At 65.0% G+C, this 19,667-nt stretch carries 13 protein-coding genes; 7 read left to right on the top strand and 6 right to left on the bottom strand.

The features are described from left to right. Positions 1-21: 21 nt before the first annotated feature. Positions 22-288: a hypothetical protein gene (locus tag GGR13_RS00620; RefSeq protein ID WP_183211532.1), complete on the top strand. Its 267-nt coding sequence runs from the start codon at positions 22-24 to the stop codon at positions 286-288. Positions 289-291: 3 nt separating this feature from the next. Here the strand turns inward: GGR13_RS00620 and GGR13_RS00615 are convergent, their stop codons facing one another. From GGR13_RS00615 to GGR13_RS00600, 4 genes are read right to left on the bottom strand one after another with little or no spacing between them, the layout of a single operon-like run. After that, a complete protein-coding gene (locus GGR13_RS00615; RefSeq protein ID WP_183211531.1) occupies positions 292-1,443 on the bottom strand; it encodes a patatin-like phospholipase family protein in 1,152 nt (383 codons plus the stop codon). 46 nt (positions 1,444-1,489) lie between these two features. Further along, complete coding sequence (gene carA / locus GGR13_RS00610) at positions 1,490-2,650, bottom strand: glutamine-hydrolyzing carbamoyl-phosphate synthase small subunit (protein ID WP_183211530.1); 1,161 nt, start codon at positions 2,648-2,650, stop codon at positions 1,490-1,492. 46 nt (positions 2,651-2,696) lie between these two features. After that, complete coding sequence (locus GGR13_RS00605; protein WP_183211529.1) at positions 2,697-4,022, bottom strand: amino acid permease; 1,326 nt, start codon at positions 4,020-4,022, stop codon at positions 2,697-2,699. Positions 4,023-4,031: 9 nt separating this feature from the next. Continuing rightward, positions 4,032-4,721, bottom strand: coding sequence for an SDR family NAD(P)-dependent oxidoreductase (locus GGR13_RS00600; protein ID WP_183211528.1), 690 nt, complete (start codon positions 4,719-4,721; stop codon positions 4,032-4,034). 131 nt (positions 4,722-4,852) lie between these two features. Here GGR13_RS00600 and GGR13_RS00595 point away from each other — a divergent pair, with 131 nt between their 5' ends. The 6 genes from GGR13_RS00595 to GGR13_RS00570 all read left to right on the top strand — a co-directional run bounded on the left by GGR13_RS00595 (position 4,853) and on the right by GGR13_RS00570 (position 17,302). After that, entirely contained in the window at positions 4,853-5,557 is a 705-nt protein-coding gene (locus GGR13_RS00595; RefSeq protein ID WP_183211527.1) for an HAD family hydrolase, read from the top strand. A gap of 259 nt (positions 5,558-5,816) precedes the next feature. Further along, on the top strand, positions 5,817-9,119 hold the full coding sequence (locus GGR13_RS00590) for a TonB-dependent receptor domain-containing protein (RefSeq protein ID WP_183211526.1): 3,303 nt from the start codon (positions 5,817-5,819) through the stop codon (positions 9,117-9,119). A 214-nt stretch (positions 9,120-9,333) separates the two neighbouring features. Beyond that, on the top strand, positions 9,334-12,546 hold the full coding sequence (locus GGR13_RS00585) for a TonB-dependent receptor domain-containing protein (protein ID WP_183211525.1): 3,213 nt from the start codon (positions 9,334-9,336) through the stop codon (positions 12,544-12,546). A gap of 229 nt (positions 12,547-12,775) precedes the next feature. Then, a complete protein-coding gene (locus tag GGR13_RS00580) occupies positions 12,776-13,051 on the top strand; it encodes a hypothetical protein (protein ID WP_183211524.1) in 276 nt (91 codons plus the stop codon). Between the two features lie 8 nt (positions 13,052-13,059). Continuing rightward, positions 13,060-16,377, top strand: coding sequence for a carbamoyl-phosphate synthase large subunit (gene carB, locus GGR13_RS00575; protein ID WP_183211523.1), 3,318 nt, complete (start codon positions 13,060-13,062; stop codon positions 16,375-16,377). A gap of 103 nt (positions 16,378-16,480) precedes the next feature. After that, positions 16,481-17,302, top strand: a complete 822-nt coding sequence (locus GGR13_RS00570) for an ion transporter (protein ID WP_183211522.1) — start codon at positions 16,481-16,483, stop codon at positions 17,300-17,302. Positions 17,303-17,375: 73 nt separating this feature from the next. Here the strand turns inward: GGR13_RS00570 and GGR13_RS00565 are convergent, their stop codons facing one another. Together GGR13_RS00565 and GGR13_RS00560 are read right to left on the bottom strand one after the other, a co-directional pair. Continuing rightward, entirely contained in the window at positions 17,376-18,479 is a 1,104-nt protein-coding gene (locus GGR13_RS00565) for a pentapeptide repeat-containing protein (RefSeq protein ID WP_183211521.1), read from the bottom strand. Positions 18,480-18,669: 190 nt separating this feature from the next. After that, the gene (locus GGR13_RS00560) at positions 18,670-19,512 is read right to left on the bottom strand and encodes a DUF6065 family protein (RefSeq protein ID WP_183211520.1); all 843 of its coding nucleotides are present in this window, start codon (positions 19,510-19,512) and stop codon (positions 18,670-18,672) included. Between the last annotated feature and the right edge of the window lie 155 nt (positions 19,513-19,667).

Genomic DNA, 19,667 nt, shown 5'->3' with positions numbered 1-19,667 from the left:
AGAAATCGCCAGAGCTTGTCCATGTTCATCGCCATTGCCCGCCCGGCAGTGGAACCCACGGGCCCCGACGCCGTCGCCGTCCCCGGTTCCCCCGTCATTCATGACCTGACACCGCGTGCCCTGCACGCCCGCCTGCTCGAGAACGCGGCCCAGCGTCGCCTGCGGGGTCTTGAGCGCAGGCTTGCTGACCGTCCCGAGGATGCGGACTACTGGCTGCACGCTGCGCCGGTCGCCGTCAGAAAGGCCTGTGCCCTGCGCGAGACCCGCAGCTTTGCGCCGCTGCCCTGAGCGTCACCGCCAGATTTCGCCCGACAAGGCTCCTGTACGGCCCACCTCGAAGACGGCCCGCATCGACTCCGGACTGAAGTTCAGCGGGGACGCCGTGGAGTCGTCAGGAAGGGCCGCATAGCGGAAGAAGACGTCGTTCCGATCGGCGAACGCCCGGTTGCCTTCCAGCGTCGTCAGCAGCGAGGCTCGCAGGAGGGTCTCTATGCTCCGGGCCAGCACCCCGCCCAGACTGTCCTTCGTCACTGCGAAACTGGGCCCCATCCGCCCGTTGACGATGACACGAAACCGCGCCGATTTCAGCATCTGCGAGGACTCGCGAAAGGCCCACAGGGCTTCCGGAATGGCCAGAATCGGTGTGGAGACGCCACCGTCGACATGCATTTCCTCGAACGCAAGATCGCCACTGTTCGAGGCAATCAGGACCGGCGGAAATGCCCCCGGTATGCTGGCCGAGGCCACGAGCACGGACCGGAAAAGCTCCAGCGCCTCCGGCGTGCCGGCCGAAGCGATCGCGCCCAGATCCCAGCTGACGCCGCGCTGGCTATCGAGGTCGGTGGTCGCGACCAGCAGGACGCGTCCCTTGGCAAATTCGGCGGCCACGGCCTGCAGCATGGCCTTGTCGACATAGCGCTCGACCAGGGCCCGCAAGGGTTCACCCTTGTAGACACCGGACCCAACCAGGGCACCCAGCCCCTGGGTCTGCAACAGCGAGGAAGCCGCCCCGCCGACATAGGCCTCTTCAAGCTCGTCGTCCCAGTCAGGACCCAGGAAGATGAATGGGGCAGCCAGGGCTCCGGTCGAGACCCCGGTCACCACTTCGAAATCCGGTCGTGTCCCGCTCTCGGTCCAGCCCTTCATGATCCCGGCAGTGAAGGCCCCGTTTGAGCCGCCGCCGGAAAGGGTCAGGAAATCCACAACGCCGTCCTGGCCGACAGAAACGCCCTCTCGGAAGCCGGTGCCTTCACGAAAGGCCTGTCGAAAAAGCGCGATACGACGCTCATCGTCCAGATAGACCCGGATCGGGTGGCGTTCATCCGACACCAGTCCCATTGGCAATGCCGTTTCACGGTCCTGAACCACGAAGCTTGAACGGGCGCCGCTGACGCAGCCTCCCAGCATGAGGAGCAGGATGGTGAGAAGGGATACGAGTCTCATGGAGAACGTCGATACCACAGCTTGCTCGACGGGACGATGACGGCCCCTAGCCGTCCATCAGGGCCGCGAAACGGTCGAACAGATACAGGCTGTCGGACGGGCCCGGCGAGGCCTCGGGATGGTGCTGGACGCTGAACACGGGGCGGTCCTTCAGGGCGATGCCGCAGTTGGTCCCGTCGAACAGGCTGACATGGGTCTCCATGACCGCGTCGGGCAGGCTGTCGCGGTCGACGGTGAAGCCGTGGTTCATCGACACGATCTCGACCTTGCCCGTGGTCAGGTCCTTGACCGGATGGTTGGCTCCGTGGTGGCCCTGATCCATCTTGATCGTCTTGCCGCCCAGCGCCAGCGCCAGCATCTGGTGACCGAGGCAGATGCCGAACAGGGGCTTGCCGCTGTCGACCAGTTTGCGGATTTCCGGCACGGCATAGACGCCGGTCGCTGCGGGATCACCCGGTCCGTTGGACAGGACCACGCCATCCGGATTGCGGGCCAGAATGTCCTCGGCGCTCGTGGTGGCGGGCACGACCGTGATCGCGCAGCCCGTCGACGCCAGTGCCCGCAGGATGTTGCGCTTCACGCCATAGTCGATGACCACGACCGACTTGCTGGCCGCATCGACGCGCGGGTGACCTTCGGGCCAGTCCCACAGCGCCTCATCCCACTGGAAGGACTGCAGGGTCGAGGCATCCTTGGCCAGATCGAGACCGACCAGGCCTGTCCAGGCCTTTGCCTGAGCCACCAGGGCCTCGAGATCGAACCGACCGTCGGGATCATGAGCGATGACGGCGTGCGGGGCCCCCCGGTCGCGGATGGCCTTTGTCAGGGCGCGGGTATCGACCCCGGCCAGACCGACGACACCACGGCGCTTCATCCAGGCATCGAGACCGGAATCGCTGCGCCAGTTGGCCGGATCGGTCGGCAGGTCGCGAAAGATCGCGCCCCGCGCCGAGGTGTCCGAACCCCCGCCCATCTGTTCGATGTCATCAACATTGGTGCCGGTGTTGCCGACGTGCGGGAAGGTGAAGGCCAGGATCTGGCTCATGTAGGAGGGGTCGGTCAGGATTTCCTGATAGCCCGTCATGGCCGTGTTGAAGACCACTTCGCCCAGCGCCGTGCCTGTCGCGCCGCAGCCGAAGCCCTGCAGGATCGTGCCATCGGCGAGGGCGAGCACGCCGGTGCAGCCGGGGAGGAGGGTCTGGGTCATGGGGCGCTCCATACCACCGAATCCCGGCGGGCAAACGGCGGCGTTGCTAAAGCGTCGTCGACACCGGGTCAACGCGTGGCCCGGCCCCCTTGCGAACCCGGATCCAGCCGATCGAGGCCACGGTGAACAGGACGATCGCCGGCACGATGTTTCCGGGTGCGGCCGCAACAACCGCACCGACAGAAAACACCAGCCCGACACAGGCCAGTGCACGCCAGCCCGGGCTGGTGCTGAACCGGAACAGGCTGATGCAGCACAGGGCATAGAGACAGATTGTCAGGACCGTACAGGCTCCGATCAGCAGGCCGAACTGGCTGGCCAGGGTCGGTTGCGACGTCGCAACAACCAGCACCGCCATGATCGTGCCGTTGATCAGGGGATTGGTCAGCGGCAGTCGGCCCGGCGTCGTCGCCGAACCGAACACTCGGGGCAGATACCCTGCCTCGCCCGCCGATCGCGCCGTCTCTCCGCCCAGGATGGTCCAGCCCGCGATCGTGCCAAGGGCCTTGATCACGGCGCAGGCCGCAACCAGACCGGCGACCGAGGCGCCGAACACCCGCGCAGCCAGATCGGCGAACGGGCTGGTCGAGGTCGCCAGTTCGCCGGCAGGGATCACGCCGAACACCGCCACACTGGCCGCGACATAGACGACGAGTGCCAGTGCGACCCCGCCGACGCTGGCCCGACCCACGTCGCGCGCGGGGTCCCTGACCAGCCGCGACAGGGCCGCCGCGCTTTCCAGACCGAGAAACGACCAGAAGATGACGACCAGCGAGGCCGGCACGCTCTGCGCCAGCGGCAGGCCGGACGGATTCCATGACCCGCTGAAGGTCTGCCCACTGAACGCGAGCGCACCAGCGACGATTGCGAGCACCAGGGGAAGGAGGCCAAGCACAAGCGTGACGGCGCCAAGCCGCGCCGCGACGCGGGCACCCGAGGCATAGGCTGCCGTCGTCAGCCCGATCAGGACGAGATTGCACAGGGCCGCAGGTAAAGGCTCGGCCAGTTGAGGAAAGAAGAAGGCCATGTAGCCCGTCCCGGCCAGCGCGACCGCGACATTGCCCGTCAGACAGACGCCCCAGTAGGCGATGGCGGTCTGATAGCCGATGAACCGCCCCAGACCCCGCCGGGTAAAGTCCGAAAGCCCGTCAGCATCGGGCTGGAACCGTCCGAGACCGGCGAACACGGCCGCGAGGATCATGGCCCCGACGCCGCAGATCAGCCAGCCGATCACGCTGGAGGACCCGGTCGGGGCAAGCGCCACGGGGGCCAGATAGACGCCGGATCCGATCATATTGCCTGCCACCACCAGGGCGGCCAAACCCCAGCCAAGCTTGCGGGCAGGGGCGGGGATGACATCTGTCTGGCTCATCCGACCGCATTACGCGGGAATTTGCACTCCGTCGAAGGCGAATACGTTGCCGCTGTCCGCCGGGGTCAGGCTGTCCAGAACCTCGAGCATTCGCGTGGCCGAGTGTTCGGGGGTGAAGAGTTTTCCCGGCGTGACGCCCTTCTGGAAGGGCACGCTGAGAGCCGTATCGACCGTGCCGGGATGCAGTCCTGCCACGATCGCTTCGCGATGGGTCCGGGCCAGTTCGATCGAAAGGTTGCGCAGGATCATGTTCAGCGCCGCCTTTGACGCCCGGTAGCTGTGCCAGCCACCCAGCCGGTTGTCCCCGATCGAGCCGACCCGGGCCGAAAGCGCCGCCAGGACACTGCGGCCCTCCCGCGGCAGGAGGGGTGCGAAATGGCGGGCGACCAGCGCCGGTCCGACGGTGTTGATCCGGTAGTCCCGCAACAGATGCTCGGCGGTCATGGCCCGATACGACCGTTCGGGCTCCTGGCCGTCGTGCAGAACCCCCGTCGCGATGAAGATCAGGCGCACCGGTGGGCCTTCGGCCACGTTCGAGGCAGCGGCAGCGATCGTGGTCTCGTCCTCGAGGTCCAGTCCGCTGCCCGAGCGGGACAGGCGGTGGACGACGGCGTAGGTGCCGGATGTCTGGAGTCGATCGGCCAGGGCGGAGCCGATGCCGCCAGAGGCACCGATCACGACGGCGGCAGAATCTGTCATCGGTCGGTCCTGTCTCGCGCCAGTTCGGGGTGGTCGGGATGCCCTGAAACGCACCCGCCGACAACGCGACCCGTTGACCCCCGTGGTCCTCCGCTCCAGACCGGCACCTCGACCCGCCGAAAGCCCGCCCCATGCCCATCACGACTGTGGGTCTCGATGCCGACGACACCCTCTGGCACAACGAGACGATCTTCCGACTGACCCAGGCCCGGTTTCTCGACCTGCTGGGGGAACACGAGACGGCGGCTGTCGAGGCTCGTCTCGCCGAGGTCGAGCGCCGAAACCTGCGGCTCTATGGTTATGGCATCAAGGGCTTCACCCTCTCGATGATCGAGACCGCCATGGAGCTGTGCGACGGCGAGGCCCCGCCACGGATCATCCGGGAAATTCTCGCAGCGGGCCGCGAGATGATCGCGCATCCGGTCGAGACCCTGCCGGGCGTCGACGACGCCCTTGCCCAGCTGTCGGAGCGCTACCGACTGGTGCTGATCACCAAGGGCGACCTGCTGGACCAGGAGCGCAAGCTGGCCGCCTCGGGCCTCGGTGATCTGTTCGCGGCCGTCGAGATCGTCTCGGAAAAGGATCGTGGCACCTATGATCGGGTCTTTGCCCGACATGGCACGGGCCCGCACGAAGCGGTGATGGCAGGCAATTCGATGAAGTCGGACGTGCTGCCGGCGCTGGAGGCGGGTGCCTATGCCGTTCACATCCCCTACGTCGTCACCTGGGCCCACGAACTGGCGGAAGCGCCAGCGGCGCACGATCGCTATGGGGCGCTCGAAACCATCGAGGCCCTGCCTGTCTGGATCATGGAGCGCGACGAGAGCGTGGCCTGATCCAGCGAACCTGCCGGACACAAAGTTGATCTCTCATCGCCATAATCTAGCTTGAATTAGTATAACGACGCTTTGTTCCAAAGATAACAATGTATTTTTTATGTATTGCTTTGAGAACACATACGCGACGACAAAATGACGCGATGAAAATGTTTTTGACACAAATGGATTGACCTGAGGGCATCTCAGAGAGCTTGTGCCGGCCATCCGGCTTGCGTGATGCAGGTCTGCACTTGTTCAATGGGAATAGTACAGCTTCATGAAATCCGTTCGTATCAACCTGCTTACAAGCTCCATGCTGGCCGGCCTTCTGGCCGTCGCCGCCGCGCCTGCGATCGCCCAGACTGCTCCTGCGGCTCCCGTGTCCCAGGATCCTGCCGAAGAGGCCGTGACGGTTGACGAGATCGTCGTTACGGGTTCGCGCGTTCGCCGCGACCCGACGAATGCTCCGACCCCGCTGATCCAGGTTTCCCGTGAGGAACTGCTGACCACCGGTCAGTCGACCGTCATCGACTATCTGGCCACAATTCCTGCCCTGTCGAACTCCACGGTTCCGTCGGACACGACCGGCTCGCTCGGCATCGGTGGTCTGTCGCTGCCGAACCTGCGCTCGCTGGGTGCCGGCCGGACCCTGACCCTGGTCGATGGTCGTCGCCACGTCGGTTCGCTCGGCGGCTCGCTGGCGGTTGACGTCGACACCATCCCGCGCCTGCTGATCCAGAACATCGAGATCGTCACCGGTGGTGCCGCTTCGGTCTACGGTTCGGACGCTGTTTCGGGCGTTCTGAACTTCGTGCTGCGCAAGGACTTCGAGGGTCTCGAGATCGACGCCAACTATGGCCAGATCAACGACAATGGCGAAGCCACCAAGCGCATCTCGGCTCTGGGCGGCGTGAACCTGTTCGACGACCGTCTGAACCTGTACGCCTTTGCCGAATACGAGAAGCTGGACGAAGTGCAGTCGATCGACATCGACTGGCTGAAAAACGCCTCGGGACTCGTCGGCATCGATGCCGACCCGACCAATGCCCGCTTCGACGGCAATCTCGATTCGCGCGTCTTCTCCGGCTACCGCACCCTGCAGCGTCCGCGCTGGGGTCAGACCACCCTGGCCAACAACCAGCAGGCCAGCGACCTGAACGACCCGGACGTCCCGTTCCAGACCTGCGCCTCGGCCACGAGCGGCCTGTGCTATTCGGTCGATCCGACGTTGACCTATGTGTTCGAAGGGGCCAATGCGCGTCTCGCGAACTTCGGTCAGCGCATCGGTAACACCGGTGCCAGCCGCCCTCTGACCATCGACGGTGACGGCGATCAGCCCGCAGCCTTCAGCACCATCACGCGCGTCCCGGAATCCGAGTCGCAGCGCTACCAGGTCGGTGCCAACTTCAAGGTCTCGGACAGCATCACGGCCTATGCCGAAGCCAAATACATCACTGAAGACACGGCGTTCTCGTCGCAGCCGGACTTCTACGACTTCATCATCCGTGACACCGTCACGACCGGCGAAGTCCAGCCTGCCTATGGCTTCAACGTGTTCGGCATCAGCCTGGCAGACAACGCCTATCTGCCGGCCAACCTGCGCACGGCCATCCAGAACAACCGCCTCACGACCTATGCACCGCCGGTCGCAGGTGCTGCCAGCGTTGCCACCGGCACCGTCGCGGCTCCTTTCGCCCGTCACACCCTGTTCGGTGAAGACCGCAACCAGTTCAACACCCGTGAACTGCAGCGCTACGTCGTTGGCCTCCAGGGCGCCTACGACCAGGTTTCGTTCGTCAAGAACCTGAACTGGGATCTGTCCTATACCTACGGTGAGGCTGAAACGGTCAACACCGAGACCGGCACGGACGTGGTTCGCGTCAATCTGGCGGCTGACGCTGTCCGCGACACCGCCGGTGTCCTGGGCACGCCAAACGCCATCGTCTGTCGCTCGCGCCTGATCGCAGCCCGCGGCGGCGTGGTCGACGACTACTGGTTCGGCAACAACGACCTGCGTGATGGCGCAGTCGGCGCTGCTGCCGTGAACGCCTGCCAGCCGCTGAACGTCTTCGGCGTCGGAAACCAGAGCGCGGAAGCGATCAACTACATCGGTGCCGAAATCAATGTTCGCGAGCGCAACGAGCAGGAGCAGGGCATCGCCTCGGTCTCCGGCCAGCTCTGGGACTTCTGGGGTGCCGGCCCGATCGGCGTGGCCCTGGGCTACGAATACCGTCGCGAATCGACCGAAGCTGTGGGCCGCGATGCCGACACGGCCGGCCGGATCCTGTTCCTGAACACCGGTCCGGACTTCCCGAACGTCGAATACACCAGCAACGAAGGCTTCGCTGAACTGTCGGTGCCGCTGTTCCGCGACACCTACCTGGGTGAGTATGCCGAGCTGAGCGGATCGTACCGCTATGCGGACTACTCCACGGTCGGCAACGTCGACGTCTACGGCGTCAACCTGGTCTACCGTCCGGTCCAGGACATCACGTTCAAGACCAGCTACAACACCTCGGTTCGGGTGCCGGATCTGGGCGAGAATTTCGCGCCCAACGTCCAGACCTTCGCCAACGGCTTTGTGGACCCTTGCGCGACCCTGAACATCAATGCCGCCGGCAACGCCGAGTTCAGGACCAACCGTATTGCCAACTGTACGGCCCTGGCTCAGGCCCGCGGTCTGACGTTCGACTTTGCCGGTGCCACCGCCACCAACGTCGACGACTTCAACCCGAACTACACCGGCGGCATCGCCGGCGTGACGGGCGGCAACCCCTTCCTGCAGCCGGAAGAGTCGAACTCCTTCACCTTCTCGGCCGTGCTTGAGCCCCGGTTCATCCCGAACTTCAGCATCGTTCTCGACTACTACGAGATCGAGATCGAGAACGTGATCGCCGCCGTGTCGGCCCAGACCGTGGCCAACAACTGCGTCAACGGCCCGACCCTGAACCCCGCCGCCTGTTCGACCCTGTTCCGCAACAATCCGGACATCCCGTTCGGCCTTGGCGCGCCGCTGGGTGATCCGGTCGGTGGCTTCATCGAAGGTTCGATCAACTACGCAGCCCTCAAGACCCGCGGTCTCGACTTCACGGCCAACTACGGCTTCGACTTCGAAGAGATGCTGGGTCGCAACTGGGGCCGTCTGGACTACCGCATCGGTGGTCTGTGGCTGATCGACCAGAACGACTTCCTGGACTCCACGAACCCGAACAGCTTCGTCAGCAATGCCGGCAACCTGTTCTACCCGCGCGTTCGTTTCACGTCGTCGCTCACCTACTCGCCGAACGAGACCTACAGCATCAACTGGACTGCGGACTGGCAGACCGCCAACACGATCGTCCAGTCGCGTGACTTCGTCCTGAACGCCGACAGCCGTGACTTCGACCAGATCGATACGGGCAACTTCGCCCGTCACGACTTCACGGTTCGCTGGAACGTGCGGGACGACCTGTCGGTCCGCGCCGGCGTGGTCAACGCCTTCGACGACAACCAAGCCGATTACCTGGGCCAGACGCTGTACTCGAACTTCGACCCCTACGGCCGCCGCTTCTTCGTCGGCCTGAACTACAAGGCGTTCTAGGCCAAGCCTGGAAAGCTGAAACGAGGGGCGGTCCGAAAGGGCCGCCCCTTTTCTCTTGTCACGCGATACAACTCTAGCGGGTTCCAGAATGTGGCTTTAAAGTGACAGGCTCATTGCCGAATTTTGATCGGTGACCTCCGATACTTGACCTTGCTGCACCGCAGCAAAATGCTGCTCCCTCAGGGTCACGACGGCCGGCATAGGGAACAGGGTCATGCGCCATTCAAATCGCCTGCGGGAGCTGCTTCTGGGGGGAGCCGCGTTTGCCCTGTCTGCCATTCCCGCAATGGCGTTTGCCCAGGATCCTGAGGACACGACGACCATTGACGAGATCGTGGTCACGGGGTCGCGGATCTCGACCCTGCCTGAAAATGCGCCACAACCGGTCCAGGTCGTCACGGCCGAGACCCTGGCCCTGCAGGGCGTCACCGAGGTCGCCGACGCCCTCGACACAATCCCGGCCCTTCAGGCGTCCGAGAGCACCGCCCAGGCAAATGGTGGCTCGGTCCAGCTGGATCTGCGCGGCATGGGGTCGAACAGAACCCTCGTCCTGGTGAATGGACGCAGGCATGTGTCCGGCCAGCCAGGCTCCGCGGCAGTCGATATCTCGACCATTCCGTCCGGCCTGATCGAACGCGTGGAAATTCTCACGGGCGGGGCCTCGGCTGTCTATGGCTCGGACGCCGTGACAGGGGTCGTCAACTTCATCCTGAAGAAGGATTTCGTCGGGACGGAGTGGCAGCTGCAAACGGGCCTGTCCGGGCAGGGCGATACCGAAGAGATCTACGGATCGTTCCTTCAGGGGCGGGCGTTCGACAACGGGCGGGGCAATGTCGCCGTCGCCGCACAGTACAGTCATTCCGCAGAGCTTTACTATGGCGACCGGGACTGGGCTGCGAACAACCGGCTGGCGGACGACAAGCGCAACCCGGCGGCCATCTATCAGGTCGGGGACCCCCTGCCTCCGGGCGTGACACTGAGCCAGGCACAGGGCCGTTCGATCCTGCTGGCCAACGGGACGCCCCGCTTTGCCAACACGCCGGCAGCGCTGATCGCGCGCGCCCAGGCAGCCCCCACACGCTTCTATGGGGAGTTCCCGACCTTCTCGATTGCCAGCATTGGCGGCCTGATCGGCTATGATCCCTATGGCTTCGGCTTTGCCGGCGGGCCCGGCGACTTCTCGACCCGGCCGGACCTTGACGGCAACGGCACGTTCGACTGTCTGCAGAGCGTCGGTGGCCGGGGGTCGGGCGGCGGGTTCCCGGTCGGGTGCTGGGTTGCCGACCCGGTTACCGGCGCGATCCGGCCGTTCCGCGACGGTCTGATCGGTGCCTTCACCGAGCATTTCGGTGGAGACGGAAGCCCGCAGACCTTCAGCAACCAGACCTTGCTGCCCGAAGAGACGGCTCTCAACCTCAATATCCTGCTGAACTATGAGGTTTCGCCGCGGTTCAAGCCCTATGCCGACCTGAAGTACGCGTTCAACCGCGGGGTGACCTACAACCCCTACAACACCTTCGACGACTCGATCCCGATCGCCCTGGACAACCCCTATATTCCCGCGTCGATCCGGAACATCGTCAATGCCGAGATCGCGGCGGGCAACGGTGATGCGTCTTCGCTGGTCACGATCGGCCGGGACAACATCGACCTGTTCGACCCCCAGGCCACGAATGAACGCGAGACCCTTCGCGGTGTGGTCGGATTTGGCGGCGCCTTCGACAATGGCTGGACCTATGACGTCTCGCTGAACTACGGCCAGACGACCCAGGAAACCCGCAGCTTTTCCAGGCTGGAAGACCGCTATTTCGCCGCCATCGATGCCGTTCGGGCCCCGAATGGCGACATCGTGTGCCGCTCCACACTGAACCCGGCGGCATTCCCCCGCTATTCCTATCTGACCGATACGGCGAACTTCGGGCCCGGGGCCACGATCCAGCAGTTCGGCGGCTTCACCACCTTCACGCCGGGGGCAGGTTCGCCCTGTCGCCCGATCAATCTGTTCGGTGTCGGCCAGTCCAGTGCGGAAGGGCTGGAGTTCCTCCGCTATGAATCCGTGGACACGGCATCCATCGACCAGACGGTCGTCGCGGCGACGCTGGTCGGCGATACCGCTCAGTGGTTCAGCCTGCCGGGCGGCCCGATCGGCTTTGCGACCGGCGCCGAATACCGCGAGGAGAACTCGGAGTTCACGCCAGACCTTTACGACCAGCTGGGTTACACCTTCCAGTATCAGTCCAGCGCGATCACCAAGGGCGGCTTCGACGTTTCCGAAGCCTTCCTCGAACTGAATTTCCCGATCCTTGCAGATGTCGCGTTCGCCGAGGTTCTGAGCCTCAGCCTTGCGGGTCGCATCGGCGAGTATTCGACGATCGGGGAAACCTCGACCTGGAAAGCGGACGCGATCTGGGCACCGGTGGACGACATCCGTTTCCGCGGCGGCTATTCCGTTGCCATCCGGGCGCCGAACATCGCCGAACTGTTCTCGCCGCTCAGTTCCGCCGTGTTCAGGCCTGTCGATCCCTGTGATCAGGTCAACGTCAACGCAGGTCCGAACCCCGCCAACCGTCTCGCAAACTGCCGCGCAGATCTGGGGATCACCGGGGTCTACAACTTCTCGGATCCCCTGACGGCGCGCTTCTCGGGTCAGACCGGCGGCAACCCCAATCTCCAGGAAGAAGAGGCCGTCTCGATCACCTATGGCGTCGTGCTGAAGCCGCGCTTCCTCGAAGGCTTCTCGGCCACCGTCGACTACTGGTCGATCGAGATCGAAAATGCCATCGCGGCTGTGGCTGCCCAGGACATCGTGAACTCCTGCTACGACGCGCCGGACCTGAACAACCAGTACTGCGATCTGTTCACGCGCAACCGGACAGCCACGTCGCCGACCTTCCTCGGCTTCAACTACCTGCTCCAGACCCAGCTGAATTTCTCGCGGCTGGAAGCCTCTGGCATTGATTTCGACATCAATTATGCGGTGGACCTGGCCGACTTGGGCAAGGAGGCCTGGGGTTCTGTCTATGCCAGCGTCAGCGGCACCTATCTGGAGGACCGGAACAACTATCCCTTCGTCACGGACCCCAACCTGGCCAACCCGGTCAAGCTGGAGCAGAGCTTCCCCGAGTGGGCGCTCAACGCCTCGCTGCAGTGGGAAATCGAGGACTTCACGGTCTCGTGGTTCTCGAACTACCAGTCCAAGCAGACCCTGGCCTCGACCCCGATCGAGGATGTCGAGACGTTCGATCCGGGCTTCCTAGACGAGTTCTGGAGCCACAATGCTTCGGTGCGCTGGGCTTTCAAGGACGGATACTCGGCGACCTTCGGTGTCAACAATCTCACGGACGAGCAGCCGTATTTCGGGAACGTTGCCACGCCGGTCTCTCCCGTCGGCCGGTTCTTCTTCCTTCGCGTGACTGCGAGCTACTGAGATCACCGACCCTAGAACGTGTGAAGGGGCGGTCCGGCGACGGGCCGCCCTTTTCAATGCGCGCTTCCTGCCGGGCCTCGCGATCCTTGCGCCCGCGTCAACGTCTCTCTAAACGGACCGCTTAACCGACAACCCGAACTGAACCGGCCCGCGTCCCGCGTCGCCGACCGTTCGCGCGAGAGAGACGACCCTGTACGACGACGCCATCAGCCACGAAGAGCGGGACGCCATGGTGCGCGCGTCCTTGATGGCCCATGGCGATTCGGGCGTCACGCCGCGGCACACCCTGTTCTACTTCCACGGCGACGGGGACCACGACGACCTGAACGAGGTCGCCCGGCGCGCGGGGTTCGTGACGTCCGGTCAGGACGACGCGACGGTTCTCGAAACGACCATTCCGGTAGACGAGGCATCCTTCGCGCCCGTGTCCGCCATGATGCAATCCTGGGCCGCGGCCTTCCAGCTGGACTATGACGGCTGGGAGTGCGCGGTCGTGACGAATTAGGTCTCCCCATGCCCAAACGCACAGATCTGAAGTCCATCCTGATCATCGGTGCAGGACCGATCGTCATCGGCCAGGCCTGCGAGTTCGACTATTCCGGCGTGCAGGCCTGCAAGGCGCTGAAGGCCGAGGGCTACCGGGTCATCCTGGTCAACTCCAACCCTGCCACGATCATGACCGATCCCGAACTGGCGGACGCGACCTATATCGAGCCGATCACGCCCGAGATGGTCGAGAAGATCATCGAGAAGGAACGCCCTGACGCCCTGCTGCCCACCATGGGCGGCCAGACGGCGCTGAACACGGCCCTGGCGCTGGATGCCTCGGGCGTGCTGGCGAGATACGGAGTCGAGATGATCGGGGCCCGCGCCGAGGTCATCGACAAGGCCGAGGACCGCCAGAAATTCCGCGACGCCATGGACAAGATCGGGCTGGAAAGCCCGCGCTCCAAGGCCATCCACCACATCGACGAGGCCGATGAAGCCCTGGCCTTCGTGGGCCTGCCCGCGATCGTTCGGCCGTCCTTCACCCTGGCCGGGACCGGCGGCGGCATCGCCTACAATGTCGAGGAATACCGCGAGATCGTCGAGCGTGGCCTGGACCTGTCGCCCACGACCGAGGTGCTGATCGAGGAAAGCGTCCTGGGCTGGAAGGAGTACGAGATGGAGGTGGTCCGCGACAAGGCGGACAACTGCATCATCATCTGCTCCATCGAGAACATCGATCCGATGGGCGTGCACACCGGCGATTCGATCACGGTCGCTCCGGCCCTGACCCTGACGGACAAGGAATACCAGCGGATGCGGTCGGCCTCGATCGCGGTGCTGCGCGAGATCGGCGTCGAGACCGGGGGATCAAACGTCCAGTTCGCCCTCAATCCCGCCGACGGCCGGATGCTGGTTATCGAGATGAACCCGCGGGTGTCGCGGTCCTCGGCCCTGGCGTCCAAGGCCACCGGCTTCCCGATCGCCAAGGTCGCGGCGCGTCTGGCGGTCGGCTACACCCTGGATGAGCTGACCAACGACATCACCATGGTCACGCCGGCCTCGTTCGAGCCGTCGATCGACTATGTCGTCACCAAGATCCCCCGCTTCGCCTTCGAGAAATACCCCGGGGCCGAGCCGTCGCTGACGACCGCCATGAAGTCCGTGGGCGAGGTCATGGCCATCGGCCGGACCTTCCAGGAATCGATGCAGAAGGCCCTGCGCGGGCTGGAGACCGGCCTGACCGGCTTCGACGAGATCGAGATCGAGGGCACGGCCGGTGCCGAGGACGAAGCCTCGGCCCGCGCCGCCGTCGTCCGGGCGCTGGGCATGCCGACGCCGGACCGCATCCGCGTCATCGCCCAGGCCTTCCGCCACGGCCTGTCGGTCGAGGAGGTCAATGCCGCCTGTTCCTACGAGCCCTGGTTCCTGCGCCAGATCGCCGACATCGTGCGCGAAGAGGGGCACATCCGGGTGCGGGGATTGCCGGGCGTCGAGGGGGCAGCCGAGGGCGCGACGGCGTTCCGGCGTCTGAAGGCCAAGGGCTTCTCGGATGCACGCCTCGCCCACCTGACCGGCAAGACCGAAACCGAGGTCCGCACCCAGCGCCGCGCGCTGAACGTCCGGCCCGTGTTCAAGCGGATCGACACCTGCGCGGCCGAGTTCGCCTCGGCCACCGCCTATATGTATTCGACCTACGAGACCGGGGCCCTGGGCCAGATCCCGGAGTGCGAGTCCGAACCGAGTGACCGCAAGAAGGCCATCATCCTGGGCGGCGGTCCCAACCGGATCGGGCAGGGGATCGAGTTCGACTATTGCTGCTGCCACGCGGCCTTTGCCTTTGCCGACATCGGCGTCGAAAGCATCATGGTCAACTGCAACCCCGAGACGGTGTCGACCGACTATGACACCTCGGACCGGCTGTATTTCGAGCCGCTGACGGCCGAGGACGTACTCGAGCTGATCGACGTCGAACGCTCGAAGGGCGAGCTGATCGGCTGCGTCGTGCAGTTCGGCGGCCAGACGCCGCTGAAGCTGGCCCATGCCCTGCATGCCGACGGGATTCCGATCCTCGGCACCTCGCTGGACTCCATCGACCTGGCCGAGGATCGCGAGCGGTTCCAGGTGATGCTGAACGACATCGGCCTGATGCAGCCGCCCAATGGCCTGGCCCGTTCGGCCCAGGAAGCGGCGGACAAGGCGGACGAGGTCGGTTACCCGGTCGTGCTGCGCCCCTCCTATGTGCTGGGCGGACGCGGCATGATGATCGTCCACGATCGCGAACAGCTGGACCGTTATGTCGGTGAGGCGATGCGGGTATCGGGCAACGATCCCGTGCTGATCGACCACTATCTGAACCGCGCCACCGAGGTAGACGTCGATGCCCTGTGCGACGACGAGACGGTCTTCGTGGCTGGCGTGCTGGAGCATATCGAGGAGGCCGGGGTGCATTCCGGCGACAGCGCCTGTTCGATGCCGCCCTTCTCGCTGTCGGCCGACATCGTCGCAGAGCTGAAGCGGCAGACCGAGGCCATGGCCCGGGCGCTCAAGGTTCGGGGCCTGATGAACGTGCAGTTCGCGATCGAGGAGCCGCACTCGGCCGAACCCCGGATCTTCGTGCTGGAGGTCAATCCGCGCGCCAGCCGCACCGTGCCCTTCGTGGCCAAGACCATCGGCCAGCCGGTCGCGGCGATCGCGGCCAAGGTCATGGCCGGGGTGCCACTGGCCAGCTTCGGCCTGGCGGACCGCCCCTACGACCATATCGCGGTCAAGGAAGCCGTCTTCCCGTTCGCCCGCTTTGCCGGGGTGGACACCATCCTGGGGCCCGAAATGCGCTCGACGGGCGAGGTCATGGGTCTGGACTGGAAACGGGACAACGAAGCCGACATGGCACCGGCCTTTGCGCGCGCCTTTGCCAAGTCCCAGATCGGCGGCGGGACCCTCCTGCCGACGGCTGGCTGTGCCTTCGTCTCGGTCAAGGATGCCGACAAGCCCTTCATCGTCGAGGCTGTCAGCCTGTTGCTGAAACAGGGTTTCGAGGTCATCGCGACCGGCGGGACCCACGCCTGGCTGGTTCAGCAGGGCCTGCCCGTCGGTTATGTGAAGAAGGTGCTGGAGGGGCGTCCCAACATCGTCGACGCCATGAAGAACGGAGACGTCCAGCTGGTCTTCAACACGACTGAAGGCAAGCAGTCGCTGCAGGACAGCTTCAGCCTGCGCCGCACGGCCCTGATGATGAAGATCCCCTATTACACGACGTCCGCCGGGGCGCTCGCGGCGTCCCAGGCGATCGGGGCGATCCAGGCCGATGCGCTGGAGGTTCGTCCGCTGCAGGGCTACGCCTGATCGACGAGGACTGTTTTCGCTGGCATCGTCGCGGCCGTCGGGCGGCAGTCAGCGGGTGCCGGGTTAAGCGTGTGCAGCCGACAGGGGGAGCGTTGCAGTCGTCATGAGTGAAACCCCGAAGGGGCTGCGGGCCCGCCTGCATTGCGCTCTGGACGTTGGCCGGACCGGAAAGCTTTCGGCGCTGAATATGGCCCTGATCGTTGCCATCCTGCTGTCCGTCCTGGTCGCGGTGCTGGACACCGAAGCCACGATCGCCCGGCCCATGGCCACGCTGTTCACCGGGCTGGACATCCTGTTCCTGGTGCTGTTCGGGGTGGAGTATCTCGCCAGGCTGTGGACGGCACCGGAAACCCCCCGATACGCCCATCCGGTGTGGGGCCGGTTGCGGTGGATGGTCTCGCCGGCGGCCATCATCGACCTGCTGGCCCTGGCCCCCGCGTTGATCTTTGCCGGGGCGACGCCGGCCTATCTGTTCCGTCTGTTCCGACTTCTTCGCATCCTGCGGCTGGCCAAGCTGGGGCGGTTCAGTCGGGCGTGGACGCTGATGGCCGAGGCGGTGGCATCGCGCCGCGCGGAACTGCTGCTGACGCTGGGAGCGGCCTGCATGGTCATGCTGGTGTCGGCCTGTCTGCTCTATCTGATCGAGGGCGAATCCCAGCCGGACAAGTTCGGCAGTATTCCCCGTTCCCTGTGGTGGGCGGTCATCACCATGACCACGATCGGCTACGGCGATGTGTTTCCGGTCACGCCTCTGGGCAAGCTGGTGGCGGCCCTGACGGCCGTGGCCGGGATCGGTCTGATCGCCGCTCCGACCGGCATCCTGGCTGCGGCCTTCAGTGATGCGGCGCAGCGACATCGCGAAGCCATCGAAGCGGAATGCGCGCAGGCCGAACTGGCCAGTCTTCCTCCACCGCCGGAGGCGTGACCGCCCGATTTGCTGATCGCGCCGTCTATCGCCTCGCGGTCCTTCTCGCCAACGCTTGGCAAGGAAATCGCACCTAGCGCGTGCTGTTCTGGAAGCAGCCTGCCGCGAACTTTGCTCCCTTGAACGAGAAGTCGCGGGCCGAGCCACCCGCGAGCGCGAGCGGACGGATGTCGGCGTCATCGAATCTTGCATGCCACAGCAGCGCGCCGTCGAACGATGCCCCTCGAAGGTCGGCCGATGAGAAATTGGCATCCCGCAGATCGGCACGGTCGAAACAGGCCCCCTGCAGCTGGGCGCTGGAGAAATCGACGCCGATGGCACAACACCCTTTGGCGGAAAGGGCAGTCAGGGCCCGTTTGGCAAACAGGGCGTTCAGCGGGCGGAGATCTTCGCCGTCGAGGGTGGCAGGCTGACCGACCTTGCCATTCGTCTCGACCCACCGCGTGTTGTCGTTGACGAGGCTTTCCAGAAACGGAACCCGGTCGAGGGCTGCCTGCGAAGGGTCGAGAACGCATTTGTCAAAGGCAGACGGATCGATCTTCAGCCGATCGAACCGGGCACTGGTGAGGACGGCCCCCGCGAACTGGGCACCGGTCAGATCGGCCCCGCTCAGATCGGCACCGTGGAGAATGGCGCCACTGAAATTGGCCCATTTCAGCTTGGCGCTGTTCAGTTTCACACCCTTCATCGAGCAGTTCGTGAGATCGACCGAGAACCGCATTTCCTCGCCATCCGCACCATCGCCCTGCAGCCAAAGGTGATAGCCGCCGTCGATGTCCGCGCGGGCCAGCATGGCCTGGCGCATGTCGGCAGCGTCGAGCTTGGCCCCGGCCAGGTTCGCGCCCCGCAGGCTTGCACCGCGAAAATCCGCCTGCCGGAAGTCTGCATGCCGGGCATCCGTCCCGCGCAGATTGGCGCAATAGAAGGACGCCCGCTCGAAGCCGGCCTTCAACAGGCTGGCGCGCTCGAGGTTGGCCCCGGTGAAGTCGGCCTCGGCCAGTTGGCGGCCTCTGAAATCAAGTAGCGGAGCCTGGAGATATTTGACCAGGGCACGCCGGCCACCAGGCTGGCCGCGAATGTAGCGGCCGTGCGCGTCGAGGTAGCGATCCAGGATCGCCTGGCTGAACGGTGGCAGTTCCGTTCGGGCGCGTTCGGAAGCAAGGGCGACAGACGGCACGGTGATAGATCCGGATCAGGCACATCCATGCCTTTGGGTCAGGATGAATGGTCAAGCTTAAAAAAGCGTGGGGAGGTGCCTGTTTTCGGGTGGCAATAGACCGCCGTCCACGCTGATGGCGTGACGTTCAGAGCCCTCTGCTCCGGCACACCCGCCCCCGACTGCGTGCCTCGGTCCAGGGCCGCAAGGCTCAGTCGCCCTTGCGTCCGGCGGGGCAGACGCGGCGCGATCCGGTCTGGCGGAAGGGCGACAGTCGAAGGCGCGATTCATGGGTGTCGGGGCCGGGATGCCCTTCGGGATAGAGGCCGCGATAGTAGAGTTTCTGCCATTGGTCGGCGGGGGCCTTGGGCTTGGCCGTGCGGACCCATTCCTGGAAGTCGCGGCGGGCGATGCTCCAGGCGTCGTAGGACTTCAGCAGCTCCGGTTGGTCTTCCATGGGGCGCAGTTCGGGCTTGAGTCGCTCCAGCACGCCGCGTGGGGTGGGGAAGAAGAAGCAGAACGCCTCGTTTTCCTCGAACCGGATCCAGGTGTCGGGCCGCGTGAAACGCCAGTTCATTGTGAAGCTGTAGGGCGACCAGTCGGTCTCGATGACGCCCGACATCGGGGCGATCGCATCCTTCATGGCATTGGGCGGACCCCCGACCCACAGGTTCCAGCCCTCCGACGTCCGCATGATCCCGTCGACATGGAAGGTCAGGGTACCGCCGCCGAAGAAGGAGACCGGAGCCTTCTTGGGATCGGCCCCGGCATCCAGCACGATCTCGACCGACTTGACGTCCGTCCCGCCGTGCCAGCGGGCGGAAAAACCACAGGGGCTCAGCACCTCCCAGCCGTGGGTATTGGCGATGGCGAGCGGCAGGCAGCGATAGGCGAACTTTTCCTGGGTGGCGTTCATCCAGTCGCGCTTCGGCTCGGCCGGGGCGATCCGGGGCGTCCAGCCCTCGCGGACATAGCAGACCAGTTCGGTCTCGGCGGACCGGCCCGGTGCTGCCGTCCGGCGCACGGGCGCCGATCCCTTGAGCTGCTTCTTCACGTCCGTTCCCCCGCGATGCACCTGTTATCGGTTATGGCAGGTCGCGGGCAGGGCGGGAATGCGGACGGGGCCCCTCCCCCGCTTCGCGGTCCCCCTCCCCCTCGCTGCGCGACGGGGAGGACAGGCGTTTTCCTCCCCATTCGGAGAATGGGGAG

Source organism: Brevundimonas variabilis (assembly GCF_014199945.1).
In the GTDB taxonomy this organism is placed as follows: Bacteria; Pseudomonadota; Alphaproteobacteria; order Caulobacterales; family Caulobacteraceae; genus Brevundimonas; species Brevundimonas variabilis.
Note: the sequence above shows the minus strand (reverse complement) of the source record. Positions and strands in the feature narration are given on the sequence as shown.